At 73.8% G+C, this 14,153-nt stretch carries 10 protein-coding genes; 3 read left to right on the top strand and 7 right to left on the bottom strand.

The genetic code is table 11. The features are described from left to right. Window positions 1-190 precede the first annotated feature (190 nt). The 3 genes from AB0G01_RS17420 to AB0G01_RS17410 all read right to left on the bottom strand — a co-directional run bounded on the left by AB0G01_RS17420 (window position 191) and on the right by AB0G01_RS17410 (window position 6,339). Window positions 191-2,260, bottom strand: a complete 2,070-nt coding sequence (locus tag AB0G01_RS17420; RefSeq protein WP_360946338.1) for a diguanylate cyclase — start codon at window positions 2,258-2,260, stop codon at window positions 191-193. A gap of 334 nt (window positions 2,261-2,594) precedes the next feature. Then, window positions 2,595-4,976, bottom strand: a complete 2,382-nt coding sequence (locus AB0G01_RS17415) for an HAD-IC family P-type ATPase (RefSeq protein ID WP_360946335.1) — start codon at window positions 4,974-4,976, stop codon at window positions 2,595-2,597. Between the two features lie 589 nt (window positions 4,977-5,565). After that, window positions 5,566-6,339: a hypothetical protein gene (locus AB0G01_RS17410; RefSeq protein WP_360946332.1), complete on the bottom strand. Its 774-nt coding sequence runs from the start codon at window positions 6,337-6,339 to the stop codon at window positions 5,566-5,568. A gap of 373 nt (window positions 6,340-6,712) precedes the next feature. Between AB0G01_RS17410 and AB0G01_RS17405 the strand changes: the two genes are divergently transcribed. After that, window positions 6,713-8,203: an amidase gene (locus AB0G01_RS17405; RefSeq protein WP_360946329.1), complete on the top strand. Its 1,491-nt coding sequence runs from the start codon at window positions 6,713-6,715 to the stop codon at window positions 8,201-8,203. A 131-nt stretch (window positions 8,204-8,334) separates the two neighbouring features. On the opposite strand, the gene AB0G01_RS17400 is transcribed toward AB0G01_RS17405, so the two are convergent. From AB0G01_RS17400 to AB0G01_RS17385, 4 genes are read right to left on the bottom strand one after another with little or no spacing between them, the layout of a single operon-like run. After that, the gene (locus AB0G01_RS17400; protein ID WP_360946326.1) at window positions 8,335-9,000 is read right to left on the bottom strand and encodes an NUDIX hydrolase; all 666 of its coding nucleotides are present in this window, start codon (window positions 8,998-9,000) and stop codon (window positions 8,335-8,337) included. 20 nt (window positions 9,001-9,020) lie between these two features. Next, window positions 9,021-10,283, bottom strand: a complete 1,263-nt coding sequence (locus AB0G01_RS17395) for an adenylosuccinate synthetase (RefSeq protein ID WP_360946323.1) — start codon at window positions 10,281-10,283, stop codon at window positions 9,021-9,023. Next, window positions 10,280-11,260 (bottom strand): hypothetical protein, encoded by a 981-nt coding sequence (locus tag AB0G01_RS17390; RefSeq protein ID WP_360946320.1) that lies wholly within the window; start codon window positions 11,258-11,260, stop codon window positions 10,280-10,282. The genes AB0G01_RS17395 and AB0G01_RS17390 overlap by 4 nt, the downstream gene beginning before the upstream one ends. 1 nt (window position 11,261) lies before the next feature. Beyond that, window positions 11,262-12,260, bottom strand: coding sequence for an adenylate cyclase (locus AB0G01_RS17385; RefSeq protein ID WP_360946317.1), 999 nt, complete (start codon window positions 12,258-12,260; stop codon window positions 11,262-11,264). 212 nt (window positions 12,261-12,472) lie between these two features. Here AB0G01_RS17385 and AB0G01_RS17380 point away from each other — a divergent pair, with 212 nt between their 5' ends. Both AB0G01_RS17380 and AB0G01_RS17375 read left to right on the top strand, forming a co-directional pair. Continuing rightward, the gene (locus AB0G01_RS17380; RefSeq protein WP_360946314.1) at window positions 12,473-12,832 is read left to right on the top strand and encodes a YciI family protein; all 360 of its coding nucleotides are present in this window, start codon (window positions 12,473-12,475) and stop codon (window positions 12,830-12,832) included. Window positions 12,833-12,871: 39 nt separating this feature from the next. Beyond that, window positions 12,872-14,098, top strand: coding sequence for a DUF6596 domain-containing protein (locus tag AB0G01_RS17375; RefSeq protein WP_360946311.1), 1,227 nt, complete (start codon window positions 12,872-12,874; stop codon window positions 14,096-14,098). The last annotated feature ends 55 nt before the right edge of the window (window positions 14,099-14,153 follow it).

The following is a 14,153-nucleotide window of genomic DNA, read 5'->3' as shown; positions in this document are numbered from 1 at the left end:
AAGGTGGCGACACACGGCCGACCGCCCGGCATCCTGGAGACCGTGAACGCCCCGGACACGTCGAGAACCGCGTGGATCACCCTCGCGGTCCGCGAGAACCTGCCGCGCGGACTCCGGCCGCCCGCGTGCGCGCGAGCCTGACCGTGCCTCCCTCGGCCCGGACGGACACCGGCGCGGGTCCGGCGGGGTGCTAGCCGGCCACGCGGCCCGTGGTCGGCGAGTCGATCCGGCCCGCCGCGTGCAGGCCCAGGAACGCGTCCACCACGTCCGGGTCGTAGCGCGAGCCGCGACCGGTGCGCAGTTCGTCGCGGGCCGCGTCGGCGGTCAGCGCGCGGCGGTGCGGGCGGTCGGTCAGCATCGCCGCCCACACATCGCACACCGCGACCAGCCGGGCCTCCCAGCGGATCGCGTCGCCCGCCAGGCCCTGCGGGTAGCCGCTGCCGTCGTAGCGCTCGTGGTGCTGCCGGATCGCCTGCGCCACCCGGAAGAACCCGGGCACGGTGTCGGCCAGCCGGAACCCGTGGTCGGCGTGCGCGCGCATCAGCTCCCACTCCTCCCGGTCGAGCGCCGACGGCTTGGTCAGCACCGCCTCCGGGACGACGATCTTGCCGATGTCGTGCAGCCGGCCCGCCAGGCCGGCGACCTTCACCGCGTGCTCGTCGTGGCCGAGCTCGGCCGCCAGCAGGCGGGCCCACCGGCCCACCGCGCGGCTGTTGTGCGGCGCGGACAGCTTGAGGTCCACCTGGTCGGCGACCCGGCACAGGTGGTCGAGCATCGCGGAATCGCCGTCCGGGCGGACCGCGCCCACCACCGCGCGGTCCCGGCCCGAGACCTTGGCCGCGTACAGCGAGCGGTCGGCGGAGGCGATCACCTCGGCGGGGTCCCCGGCGTGCTCGGGGTAGCAGGCCGCGCCGATGGACACCGTCGCCGCGAGCCACACCGAGCCGGTCACCTCGATCGGGCTGCCCGCCACGCTGTCGCGCAACCGCTGCGCGATGGCCGCCAGCTCGGTCGGCCCGGCCCCGGGCACCAGGAGCGCGAACTCCTCGCCGCCGTAGCGCGCCACCACGTCGCCGCCCCGCGCCGCGCGGCGCAGCCGGTCCGCGATCTCCACCAGCACCTGGTCGCCCGCCGGGTGGCCGTGACCGTCGTTGATGGACTTGAACCGGTCCACGTCGGCGATGAACACCGCCACCGAACCGCCGGCCCGGCGCGCCCGCTCGACCTCCAGCGGCAGTTGGGCGACGAAGAACCGCCGGGTGTGCAGGCCGGTCAGCGCGTCGGTGATGGCCAGCCGCCGCTGGTCCGCGACCAGCACCGCCAGCCGGGCGATCACCAGCACGAACAGCATCGCGCACGCGGCGGCGACCACCGGGATGTCGTGGAAGTCCCCGGTGGCGTGCCGCACGACGAGCACGGCGGGCGCGGTGAGTGCGGCGACGCACAGCGCGGCGATCCGGCCGGGCCCCAGCACGTCCTCGCGCACCGCGGTCGGCTCGGCCACCGCGGACCGGGTGGGGTGCAGCGCCGCCGCGCCCAGCGCCAGGTTGCCGCCCAGCCAGATCGCGTCCAGGAAGTTGCCGGCCTGGTAGGTCCCGTTGAGCTGCTGCACCACGTAGAGGGTGTCGGCGGTGAGGATGGCCAGCAGGTTCACCGCGAGCAGCCCGAACGAACCGGAGCGCTTGCCGGTGCCCAGCAGCAGCCGGATCGCCACGGCGAGCATCGCCAGGTCCATCACCGGGTAGGCGACCGAGGCCGCGGTGACCAGCACGGGCTGGTCGAGGCGGGCGCGCGGGCCGATCAGGTACAGCCAGGACAGCATCGCGGCGACGACCGCCAGCACCGAGGCGTCCAGCGCGCTCTGCACGTCGCGGCCGGGCGTGCGACGTCCGATCAGCAGCAGCAGGGCGGCCACGGTCAGCGGGTAGTGGCCCAGGTAGAAGGCGTCGGCCGGTGACGGGTAGCCGGTCTGGCCGAGCAGGTAGTGGTTGATGTAGAACGTGCAGTCGGCGATCGAGTAGACGACCTGGCCCGACCCGATCAGCAGCCACGGCAGCCGGGCGTCGGTGCGCAGCCGGAGCGCGGTCCACAGCACGACGACGGCCGCGGACGTGCTGGTGAGGCAGTACATGACCACCCGGGCGGCGATCCCGAGGCCCTCGCGGGGAATCGCGTAGTAGCAGGCGATGGCCACCAGTCCGGCGGTGAGGTAGCCGAGCCAGGCCCTGCCCGAGGTCGGGCGTGGCCCGTTCGCACTCATCGATGAACTCCGCGGTGTCGCCTGGGTGGTGGTGGTCAGCCTGGCCCGGCAGCGGTGGCACCCACCATCGTTGGATCATGCCGTACCCGCCGGATGTGGGGAAAGCGAGGTCGGCTGGTCCATTCGTGTTAACCAGGCGCACTCCGATTGCGCCGGGTGCGGGTATTTGCCCTGGTCGACGGGCCGCTCGCGGTAATTTTCCGACTTTTGCTCATGTTGTGCCAAGAATCCCGGGCAGGCGGGAAAATGTCTGATCTTTCGATGGAATATTTCACTCTATAGCTTCAGTGTCAACTGAATTGACGTTGTGGTGCGGACGCTCCGGCGCGCTGTTCTATTCGCTCGCGGCGTCGTGGACGGGGCGCAGGATGGCCCGCCCGAGGATCTCCACCAGGACCGCCGCGACCGCGCCGATCACCGCGCCGACCAGCAGGCGCTGGGGCGTCACGTCGAGCAGGAAGACGCCCCGGCCGAGGGCGGGGACGGCGAGGATGAGGGCGAACGCGCCCGCGAGCACGGCGATGAGGGCGATCTTCCAGGCGGTGAACGGGCGGGCGAGCAGCGACAGCGTCCAGAGCGAGGCGATCGCGACCACGATGGTCGCGACGGTCTGCGCGGCCGGGTGGCCCGCGCCGGGTTCGAGCCCCCGGATGGTGAGGAACCCGGCGAACGCGGCCAGGCCGATGACCGTGCCGGTCGGCACCGCCAGCCGCAGCACGCGCCCCCGGAAGCCGGGGACGTAGCGGCGGCGGTTGGGCGCGAGGGCGAGGATGAACGCGGGGATGCCGATGGTGGTCGCGGAGATCAGGGTGAGCTGGATCGGTGCCAGCGGGTAGGCCAGCGAGGTCGCGATCACGACCAGGGCGAGGACGAGCGAGTAGACGTTCTTGACCAGGAACAGGTTCGCGGCCCGCTCGATGTTGGCGATGACCCGGCGGCCCTCGGCCACGACGTCGGGCAGGTGCGCGAACCGGCTGTCGAGCAGGACGAGCTGGGCGACCGCGCGGGTGGCCGCCGCGCCGTTGCCCATGGCGACACCGATGTCGGCGTCCTTGAGCGCCATGGCGTCGTTCACGCCGTCGCCGGTCATCGCGACGACGTGGCCCCGGCTTTGCAGCGCGCCGACGATGGCGCGCTTCTGCTGGGGAGTGACGCGGCCGAAGACGGCGTTGCGCTCCAGGACGTCGGCGAGCTCGGCGGGGTCCTCGGGCAGCGTGCGGGCGTCGACGGCTTCGGTGGCGTGGCCGATGCCGGGCAGTCCGACCTGGACGGCGACCGCGCCGACGGTGCGCGGGTTGTCGCCGGAGACGACCTTGAGCGCGACGCCCTGGTCGGTGAAGTAGCGCAAGGTCTCGGCGGCGTCGTCGCGGACGTGCTCGGCGAGCACGACGAGCGCGCGGGCGGTGAGGTCGGCGGGCAGGTCGGAGCCGCTGACCGGGGACGCGGTGTGGGCGAGGACGAGCACCCGCCGGCCTTCGCCCGCGATGTCGGAGGCGTCGGCCAGCAGCGGCGTGCCACCGGGGTCGGGGAAGACCATCTCGGGCGCGCCGAGCACCCACGTGCCGTGGTCCTCGGCGACGACGGCGGACCACTTGCGGGCCGAGGAGAACGGGATGCCGCCGGCGTTGGTCCAGGCCGGGTCGGTGAACTCGGCGGCGAGCGCGGCGGAGGTGGCGTTGGCGTCGGGTGCGGCAGCGCACAGGGCGAGCGCTTCGCGGACGTCGGGGTCGTCGTCCCGGGCGGTGACCAGCCGGTCGAAGACGATGTCGCCGTGCGTGAGCGTGCCGGTCTTGTCCAGGCAGACGGTGTCGACGCGGGCGAGCACCTCGACCGCGGGCAACTCCTGGACGAGGGTCTGCTTGCGGGCCAGGGACATCGCGGCGATCATGAAGGCCAGGCTGGTCAGCAGCACGAGTCCTTCGGGGACCATGCCGACGAGCGCGGCGACCGCGCCGGTCACGGCGTCCTGCCAGCCGTCGGTGTCCGGGACGCGGAACTGGCTCCACAGCAGCAGGGGCGCGATCACCAGCATCATCAGCGAGATCCAGCGCAGCAGCTTGTTCGTGCCGGCGACCAGTTCGGAGCGCACCACGGTGAACTGGCGGGCCTCGGCGGTGAGCCGGGTGGCGTAGGCGTCCGCGCCGACGTGCGTGGCCCGGAACCGGGCGCTGCCGGCGACCACGATCGAACCGGAGCGGACTTCGTCGCCGACCGCCTTGTGGATGGGGTCGGACTCGCCGGTGAGCAGCGATTCGTCGATCTCCAGGCCGGTCGAGGCGGTCACCGCGCCGTCGGCGACGACCTGGTCCCCGGTGCGGAGCTCGATGAGGTCGTCGGCGACCACCTCGGCCACCTCGACCTCGGAGGTGGACCCGTCGCGGACGACGCGGGCGTGCGGCGCGTTGAGCACGGCGAGGCGGTCGAGCGTGCGCTTGGCGCGCAGTTCCTGGAAGACGCCGATGGCGGTGTTGGCGATGATCACGAGGCCGAACAGCCCGTTCTGCCACCGCCCGGTGGTGAGGATGACGACGAACAGGGTGAGCAGCAGGCCGTTGAAAGGCGTCACGACGTTGGCCCGGATGATCTGGGCCGTGCTGCGGCTGGTCCGCGCGCCGACCGCGTTGGTACGGCCGTCGGCCACCCGGTCGGCGACCTCGGCGCTGGTCAGACCCCCTTCGGAGGAGCCTGACGTGACCAGCACGGAGCTATCGGACATCCCCACCTCCACCGCGACCTGTCTGCGGGCCATCCTCCCCTCGGAGCGATGATCGCGCCCGGTCGGGCCGAAGCCCCGACCCGCGCTCGCGATGAGGTCGGACGCGCATCACGCCGAGGTACGCCCCGCGCCCGCGCTTGCGATGAGCACGGGCGCGAGCACGGGCGGCGGGCGGGCTGGCGGGCACGGGCTGGCGGGCACAGGCAAGCGGGCGCGGGCAGGCAGGCGGGCGGGCGGATACGGGCCGGCGGGCAGGCGGAGGGACTGGCCCGGAGGCGGCTGGCTGGGTTGCCCGGCAGCGCATCGGCGCGGCCTGGCGGCTGTGGGGCAGGCGGGCGGGCACGGGCGGACGTGATCGGGTGGGAGTGATCGGGCGGGCACGGGCGGGCGTTCGAGCGGGCGGGCGGGAGTAATCGGGCGGGATTGGCGAGTGGGATTGGTGGGTTGGGCTGAGGGGTCTACTTCGTCGTGGGTGGGCGGGTGGAGCTGGTGAGGGTCTACCGGGGTGGTTCGAGGCGACCGAATGTTCTAACCGAGTATCTGGAACACTGTTACCGTACGTTTTCCCGACTCTTCACCCGTTCAGGTATCAGCGCAGGTCGGCGACCGCTGCGGCGGCGTTGTCCTTGCCTCCCGCTTCCAGCGCGGCGGCTACCAGCAGGCGTGCGGCCTCGGACGGGTCTCCCACCGCGCCGGCCACTCGGGCGATGGCGTTCGCGTCGAGTTGGTGGTGGACTCCGTTGGTGAGCAGCACCAACCTGCCCGCCCCCGGCGGCCCGGTGGCATAGCCGGGCACGCCCTTGCGCGCGCTCGTCGTCACCACGCGGTCCAGGCTCGGGTGCGTCTGCACGCCCCTCTCCCTCATGTACTGCCCGAGCGTGTGATCGGCGGTCAGCAGCAGCGCCGCTCCGTGCCCTGCGGGCGTGTCCGGCACCAGGGGCACGAAGTACGCGCGGCAGTCGCCGACCCACGCCACGGTCCAGCCGTGCCCGAGGTCGCCCGCCGCGACGGCGTAGGTCGTGTCGCCCTCGTGCGTGTCCGAGGTCGGGATCGCGGTCGTCGCCTGGTGGGGGAGCCTGCTGATGGGCACGGTGGGCGGGGTCGGGTCCAGCGCGTGGCGCACGGCCGGCGGCACTCCTGCCACGTCCGCACCCCACGCCTCGTCCACGGCCACCTCGACGGCGTGCCGGGCGGCTTGCGCGGCCCGGGGCGTGTCGCCGATGCCGTCCGCGACCACGATCGCGAAGCGGCCCTCGGCGGTGCGGGCGGCGGCGGCGTCCGCCGACACGCGCCGCGTGCCCTGGGCGGTGGCCCAGCCGGTGGTCGGGACGTCCGGGCGGACCGTGTGACTGAGAGCGGTCATGATGGCCCTCCGATGCGCGGAGACGGTGCTCTGCCACCAATGGTCCGTCCGGATGCTGAGGCCGGCCTGTGAGTTCCCTGTTAGTCGCCCGTGGGTTCCCGCGACCGTGCGCGGGTGGGCCGGCCGCGTCCCGTCACGCTGAGCTGCCGGGACCGGCCGTGGAGCCGATCCTCGGCCGCTGCCCGGCGTACCCGGCGTACCCGGCGTGATGCCGGACGACTGGCGATCGGTGTTCGCTCCACTGCCGGACCGGACCGGGCCAGGCCAGGCCAGGCCTGACGGGGAGTGACGGGCCGCGTCGACGGGAGCGGCACCCAACGCACCGACCAACGGCGGGTTTACCACCGCCGGCGACCGGGATGGACTGGTGCCCATGCGATCACTGCTCGCGGCGGCCGTCGCCGTGCTCCTCGTCGCGCCGCCCGCCCAGGCCGCGCCCGTGCTGGACCTGGACCGGGCCACCATCCCGCACCTGGCCCGCCGGATGGACGCGGGCACCCTGACCGCCGTCGACCTGACCAGGGCCTACCTCCGGCGCATCGACGACGTGGACGGCCGGGTCCGGTCCGTGCTCGCCCTCGACCCCACCGCGCTGGACCAGGCCGCCGCCAGCGACCGGCGGCGGGCGAAGGGGCACGCGCGCGGCCCGCTGGACGGCATCCCGGTCCTGCTCAAGGACAACATCGACACCAGGGGGCTGGCGAGCACCGCCGGTTCCCGCGCCTTGCACGTGCCGCCCCGCGAGGACGCGGCGCTGGTCACCCGGTTGCGCGACGCCGGTGCGGTGATCCTGGGCAAGGCGAACCTGTCGGAGTGGGCGAACTTCCGGTCGACGCGCTCCACGTCCGGTTGGTCGGCCGTGGGCGGCCAGACGAACAACCCGCACGTCCTGGACCGCAACCCGTGCGGTTCGTCGTCGGGTTCCGGCGCGGCGGTCGCGGCGTCGCTGGCCCAGGTCGCGGTGGGCACGGAGACCGACGGGAGCATCGTGTGCCCGGCCGGGCAGAACGGCGTGGTGGGCCTCAAGCCCACGCTGGGCCTGGTCAGCGGCAGGGGAGTGGTGCCGCTGTCGACCCGGCAGGACACGGCGGGGCCGATGGCGCGGCACGTCGTGGACGCCGCGATCCTGATGTCCGCGCTCGGCGGCGGCGACTACGCGGCAGCCGGCTCGGCGACCGGGAACGCGGTGCGCGGCGCGCGGATCGGGGTGTGGCGCAAGGCCGGGGCGAGTCCCGAGGCGGACCGCGTCGTGCAGCGGTCGGTAGACGCGCTGCGCGGGGCCGGCGCGACGGTGGTGGACGTCGAACTGCCCTACCAGGACCGGATCGACGCGGTCGAGTTCCCCGCGCTGACCGTGGAGTTCAAACACGACCTGGAGCGCTACCTGGCGACCCGGCCCGGTCGGTTCCGGACGATCGACGACCTGATCGCGTTCAACGAGCGGGACCCGGTCGAGCTCAGCCGCTTCGGCCAGGAGCTGTTCCTCGCGGCCCGCGACGCGCCGCCGACGTCGGACCCGGAGTACCGGGAGCAGCGCCGCACGGCGACCACCCTGGCCCGGCGGTCGATCGACGAGGTGCTGGCCGCGCAGCGCCTGGACGTGATCATGGCCCCGACCAACTCGCCGGCGTGGCAGACCGACTACGCCGCCGGCGACGCCTACGTGCTGGGCACCTCCACCCCGGCCGCCGCCGCTGGCTACCCCAACGTGTCGGTGCCGGCGGGCTTCGCCGGGCCGCTGCCGATCGGGATGTCCTTCATGGCGGGCCACCGCGCCGACGCGAAGGTGCTGCGCTTCGCGGCGGCGTTCGAACAGCTCACCCACGCCCGCCGGGCACCGCGCTACCTGACCACCCTGCCCTGATCGCGCTACCTGACCGCGCTACCTGACCGCGCTACCTGACCGCGCTGCCCTGACCACCCTGCCCCGACCCGACGACCGCACCGGTGTCGGCGAGGTGCCGGTGCGGTCCGGACGTCGGCGAGCGCCGGTGGTCAGCCCGTCGACGTCCAGCGCCACACCAGCGGCGGCCGGCCGCCCTTGGGCAGGGCCGCCGCGTGCTGCTCGGTGCGCTCCAGACCGGGCACGCGGTCCATCGTGCGGCCCAGGTTGGCCGGGTAGGGCCGGTCCCCGGTGAGAGACTCGGTGACGTCCAGCGCCTGCGCCGTGGTGAACTCGCGACCGAGCAGGCCGGCCGTGAACGGAATGTCGCGCCACAGCCGGTCGGCCAGCATCGGCCGGCAGTCCGCGACGATCCGGTCGTGGTCGAACGCCAGCGCCGGCACCGCGTCCAGCCGCGTCCACGTCGGACCGGCCGCCGGCACCGCCGGGTCGACCGCCGGCACCGCCGGGTCGATCGCGGCCCACAGCGCGATCGACAGCGTCGGTCCCCGGGGATCGCGCGAGGGCTCGTCGAACGTCGCCAACTGGCCGGTCGCGGCCACCGCCGAACCGTCCACCCCCAGTTTGCCGGTCACCGCCCGCAGCGCCGCGTCCCGCAGCCGCTCGCCGCGCCCCAGCAGCACACCCGGCAGGGCCGACGTCCCGGCGAACGGGTCGGCCGCGCGCGGCGCGACGGCCAGCAGCACGGTCCGCGCGCGCGCGTCGAACCGCAGCGTGAGCACGTCCACCGACACCAACGTCGACTCGATCCTCGCCATGCGCGAAATTCTCCCGCACCTCAGCCCGCGACCGGTACGCGCACGCGGTAGTCCGCGCGGTCCGGCCCGTGCCCCTCGACCGCCACCGGCAGCCCGGTCGCGCGGTGCAGCCACGTCACCGGGTCACCCAGCGGCTCCAGCACCGGCACCGCTCCCGCCGGCACCGCGCCCGTGGTCAGCCGGGGCACGAGCCGGCGGCCGACGCGGTAGGTCGACGCCACCGACAGGTCCCGCGCGTCCAGGTGCGTGACGGCCAGCGCGTCCACCCCGCACAGCCCGATCGCGTAGCGCAGCAGCACCGCGTCGAGGTGCCCGGCCCGCCACGCCCCCTGGTACTCGCCGGTCCCGTTGTGCCGCTCCGGGAACCGCTCCGCGACCGCCGCGTCCTCGGTCGGCAGCGGGCCCGCGCCGTGCCGCGTCTGGTAGGTGCGGGTCACCCCCAGCACCCGCGCCTCCCGCCCGCCCAGCAGTTCACGCGCGTTGCGCGGCGTCACCGTGGACCACGTGGTGTGCGGGTGGAACCCGTGGTTCTCGTCCAGGAGAACCCCTTGCGCCCCTTCGAACACCACCCGCCCGCGATCGGCCAGCCGCCCCACCTCGTCGCCGTCGACCACGCGCACCGCCTCCGCGAACGACCGGTACAGGTCCACCACGTCGTCGACCCGGAACCTGTCGCCGACCAGCGGCTCGTAGAACCGGGCCAGCGCGTCGAGCTCGCGCCGCAACGCCATCGGCGACGCGCAGTCGCCCACCCTCGGCGCGGCACCGGCCGCGCCGAGGACTTCCTGGTGCTCCACCACGTCACCGGGCCGGGCGTCGGCGAGCAGCGAGTACCAGACCGTCTCGCCGATGCCCTTGCCGCAGGACCCGTGCCGGTCCCGGCCCCGCGCGTCCTCCCGCGCCCGGTTCGCCGCCACGTGCCACGGCGTGGTGAGCAGCGCGCGGGCGTCGACCGACAGCAGCCCCAGCGGGTCGGCCACGCCCAGCGCCGCCAGTTCCCGCGATTCGGTCGCCAGCGCGATCGGTTCGACCAGCACGTGCCGGGACAGCAGGGTGGGCACACCCGCGAGCGTGCCCGACCCGAACTGGCTGAACGTGTGGTGCCGGCCGTCCGCGACGACGTTGTGCGCGGCCTGCGCGCCGCCGTTGAACCGCACGACCGCCGACACCGACCCGTCCCGGCACAGCGCGTCCACGACCGCGCCCTTGCCCTCGTCGCCGAACCCCAGCCCGACGACGACGACGTGCCCCTCCGCCACGGTGTCCACCTCCAGCCGGGTCACGACAGCGTGACGTCGTCCGGCCCGTCGAGCCCCGGCGGCACGGCCGAGGTGGCCACCGCCTTCGACCCGACCCGGACCAGCGCCTTGCCCACCGCGTCGCGTTCGGCGGTCGAGCCCACCTCGGCCAGGTCGACCAGCGCCTGGTCGAGGTCCACCACCCGTTCCTCCATCCCGATGGTGGCGGCGATCAGCTCGCACACCGCGCCCGGGTCGTCGAGCTTGAGGAAGTTCTGGCCCAGCAGCTCGCGCCAGTGCTCGGCGATGTCCGGGTCGTTGTAGTACGACGACTGGTGCGGCAGCACGAAGTACACGTGCCACTTGCGGCTGAGCTCCCGGTACACCGACGCCGGGTCGATGTCCTGGTGCACGTCGTCGCCGATGACCCGGCGGATGTGCCTGGCCTCCAGCCGGGGCTTGTTGAGCTCGTCGCCGATCAGGAACAGGTAGCCCTTGCGGCCCCGCTTCTGCCACGCGTCGGTCACCACGTGCCGGGCCACGAAGTACGCGGCCAGCTCGTAGGACTCGCTCTTCTGCCCGCCGCCGTTGCCCTCCAGGAAGATGGTGCGCAGTTGCTCGTCCATCCGGTTGTCCGACTCGAACTGCCCCACCTGCAACGGCACCCGGTCGCTGTCGGCGTCACCGATCCCGCCGAACATCAGTTGCGGGTCGGCGAGGTACCCCTTGCGCTGCAACAGGCCGTGCAGCTTGCCCAGCTTGCGCTGCATGATCTTGGGCACCTGGCCCATCGAGCCGGTCACGTCGAACAGCACCGCGATCGGCGTCGAGTCCTCGTGGTCCGGCGAGTCGCGGCACTCCCGCGCGGCGACGTCGAGCGGGTCCATCGACGGGTCGGCCTTCCACTGGCCGCGCGGCGTCGCGCGCAGCTTCGCGGTGTAGCCGAAGTCGTCGATCCCCCGGGCCGCGCGGAAGGTCTTGGCCGCCGCGTAGGCGTTGTCGTCCCACCTGCCGTGTCCCATGTCAGGCTCCTGTCCGGTCGGGCAGCGCGAACGGGCGGAAGGCCCGTGCGCCGTAGAGTTCGTCGAGCAGTTCGTCGTACTCGTCGAGCAGACCGACCGCGTCGGGTCGGCGGTCCGGGTCGTCCTGCGTGCACAGGCCGGCGAACCGGCGTTGCCGGATCTCGTCGTGCCCCAGCACGTCCAGCATCAGCACGTGTGCCATGTGGACGTCGGTGGCGGTGGTGACCGGTCGGTTCGCCGTGACCTCCGGCGGGTAGTCGATCGTCTTCGCGGTGGCGAGCGGGGGTTGTCCGGCCGGCACCGCGAACGTCCACCCGGCCAGCACGATCCCGTGCTGCTCGGGGTGCACCAGCACGTTGTCGGCGACGATCGCGCCGTGCACCAGCCCGGCCCGGTGCGCGCCCGCGACGGCCCGCAGCAGCCTGCGGTGCATCCACGCGTAGTCGCGCCCGTCCAGCCCGCCGGGAAAGGCCCGCCGCACGTCCGCGAGCGTCACGAACCCGTCCACGAGCGGCGCGAGCACGCTGAACGCCCGCTCGCCCCGGCCCACGTCCCCGACGTCGAGCAACCGGGGGTAGTAGGGGCGCAGCCACTCGTGCTCGTCGGTGAACCGCGCGAGGGTCCGCAGCGCGTGCCACTCGGCGCGCAGCAACGGGTTCAACGCCGGGTTGCGCACGATCTTGACCACCGGTCGGCCGGCGGTGCGGTAGACGTTCGCGACGCTGCCCACGGCGTGCCGCTCGCCCACCCGGTAGTCGCCGTGCGCGGTGCGCAGGACGACCGGCCGGGTGTGCTGCCACTCGTGGTAGAGGCGGGTGAGCTCGGCCGACGCGGCGTGCGCGCGGACGTCGTCGGGTGCCACCCGGTCGGGGTGGAGGGCGGCGGCCAACCCCCAGTACCGCCGCCGGGCCTCCTTCCCCCGAGCCGGGACGGCCGGTCCGAACAGCCCGACCGGCGTCGCCCCGTCGACCAGGCCGAGTGCCTCTTCCCTCGTGAACATGGTTTGAGTCTAACTAACTCAAACCAGGCTTGGCAACCCGGTGTGACCGGGAGCGCTCACCAACGGGGGAGTATGGGTAGCCCGAACGGCGGGAGGAGCCCGGCAACCCCGGCAAAAGTTTTTTCGGCGAAGATGTCGAGAACGGCGCACCGTGCTCCGACTGGGGGTCGACAGCACGCCACGGGGTGTGCGGAACGAGAGGACGGCCCGTCGTGAAGTACCTGCTGATGATCTACGGCAACCAGGAGAAGTGGGACGCGTTCCCGGCCGAGGAGTGGCCGGAGGCGGTCGCGAAGCAGGACGCGTTCAACACCCGGTACCGGGAGAGCGGCGAACTGCTCGGCGCGTACGGCCTGGGCGACGTGGTCACCGCGAAGCTGGTCCGCCGGGAGAACGGCGTGGCCGCCGTGACCGACGGGCCCTACATCGAGACCAAGGAGTACCTGGCCAGCTTCTACCTGCTGGACGTGGCGAGCGAGGAACGCGCCTACGAGATCGCCGCCGACATCCCGTTCGCCGACGCCGACCCGGTGGAGCTGTGGCCGATCCTGCACGAGGCACCCCAGCCGTGACGGTGCCCAGGGGACGCTGCGTCTGATGGCGGTGCCGTGATGACACCCCGGGTCGAGGACCTGTTGCGCGACCTCGCGCCGGAGGTCCTCGGCGCGCTCGTGCGCCGGTACGGCCGGTTCGACGCCTGCGAGGACGCCGTGCAGGAGGCGTTGCTCGACGCCGCCGGCCAGTGGCCGTCCGGGCTGCCCGACAACCCGCGCGGCTGGCTGATCACCGTCGCCGCGCGGCGGCTGGTCGACCACGTCCGCACCGAGCGGGCGCGCCGGCGGCGGGAGTCGGCCGGGACCCCGCAGGCGCTCCTGCTCGCCCGGCCCGCCGACGCCGACCACGACCGGGACGACTCGCTGGCGCTGGTGTTCCTGTGCTGCCACCCGGCGCTGTCGGACCCCAGCCGGGTCGCGCTGACCCTGCGCGCGGTGGGCGGCCTGACGACCGCGCAGATCGCCGCCGCGTTCCTGGTGCCGGAGAGCACCATGGCGCAGCGGATCAGCCGCGCCAAGCAGACGATCAGGGGCACGGGCTTCGGCGCGCTGTCGCCGGCGGACCGCGCCGACCGGTTGCGGGCCGTGCTGCACGTGCTCTACCTGGTGTTCAGCGAAGGCCACACCACCACCGGCGGCGCGGACCTGACCACGCCGGCGCTGTCGGACGAGGCGATCCGGCTGACCCGGTGGCTGGCGGACCTGCTGCCCGACGACCCGGAGGTCGCGGGCCTGCTGGCGCTCATGCTGCTCACCGACGCCCGCCGCCCGGCCCGCACCGCGCCGGACGGCGGTGTGGTGCCGCTGGCCGAGCAGGACCGCACCCGGTGGGACCGGGACCTGGTCGCCGAGGGTGTGGCGCTGATCAGCCGGACCCTGCCGCGCGGCCGGGTCGGCCCGTACCAGCTCCAGGCCGCGATCGCCGCCGTGCACACCGAGGCACCGAGCGCGCAGGAGACCGACTGGCCGCAGGTGCTGGCGCTGTACGACCTGCTGGAACTGGTCGCGCCGAACCCGATGACCGCCCTCAACCGGGTGGTCGCGGTCGGCGTCGTGCACGGGCCGGGAGCGGCCTTGGAGCTGCTCGCCGAGATCGGGCGGGACAAGCGCCTCGCCGACCACCACCGGCTGCACGCCGTCCGCGCGCACCTGCTCGACCAGGCCGGGGACCACGCGGCGGCGAGCGCGGCCTACCGCGACGCCGCCCGCCGCGCGACGAGCGCGCCGGAACGCCGGTACCTCACCGACCGGGCCAACCGGCTCGGCACCACCGGTCCGCCGTAGTCCGCCCGGCGCGGCCCGTCCGTTCCACCGCGCCGGTGGCGAGCCGGTCCTCCGG

The organism is Actinosynnema sp. NPDC023587, from assembly GCF_040640215.1.
In the GTDB taxonomy this organism is placed as follows: Bacteria; Actinomycetota; Actinomycetes; order Mycobacteriales; family Pseudonocardiaceae; genus Actinosynnema.
The sequence above is the reverse complement of the archived record's forward strand: the minus strand, read 5'-3'. Positions and strand labels throughout refer to the sequence as shown.

Bases quoted from the DNA above. Each gene is read 5' to 3' on its own strand.
- AB0G01_RS17420 (WP_360946338.1), bottom strand. From the start codon at position 2,260: ATGAGTGCGAACGGGCCACGCCCGACCTCGGGCAGGGCCTGGCTCGGC.
- AB0G01_RS17415 (WP_360946335.1), bottom strand. From the start codon at position 4,976: ATGTCCGATAGCTCCGTGCTGGTCACGTCAGGCTCCTCCGAAGGGGGT.
- AB0G01_RS17410 (WP_360946332.1), bottom strand. From the start codon at position 6,339: ATGACCGCTCTCAGTCACACGGTCCGCCCGGACGTCCCGACCACCGGC.
- AB0G01_RS17405 (WP_360946329.1), top strand. From the start codon at position 6,713: ATGCGATCACTGCTCGCGGCGGCCGTCGCCGTGCTCCTCGTCGCGCCG.
- AB0G01_RS17400 (WP_360946326.1), bottom strand. From the start codon at position 9,000: ATGGCGAGGATCGAGTCGACGTTGGTGTCGGTGGACGTGCTCACGCTG.
- AB0G01_RS17390 (WP_360946320.1), bottom strand. From the start codon at position 11,260: ATGGGACACGGCAGGTGGGACGACAACGCCTACGCGGCGGCCAAGACC.
- AB0G01_RS17385 (WP_360946317.1), bottom strand. From the start codon at position 12,260: ATGTTCACGAGGGAAGAGGCACTCGGCCTGGTCGACGGGGCGACGCCG.
- AB0G01_RS17375 (WP_360946311.1), top strand. From the start codon at position 12,872: ATGACACCCCGGGTCGAGGACCTGTTGCGCGACCTCGCGCCGGAGGTC.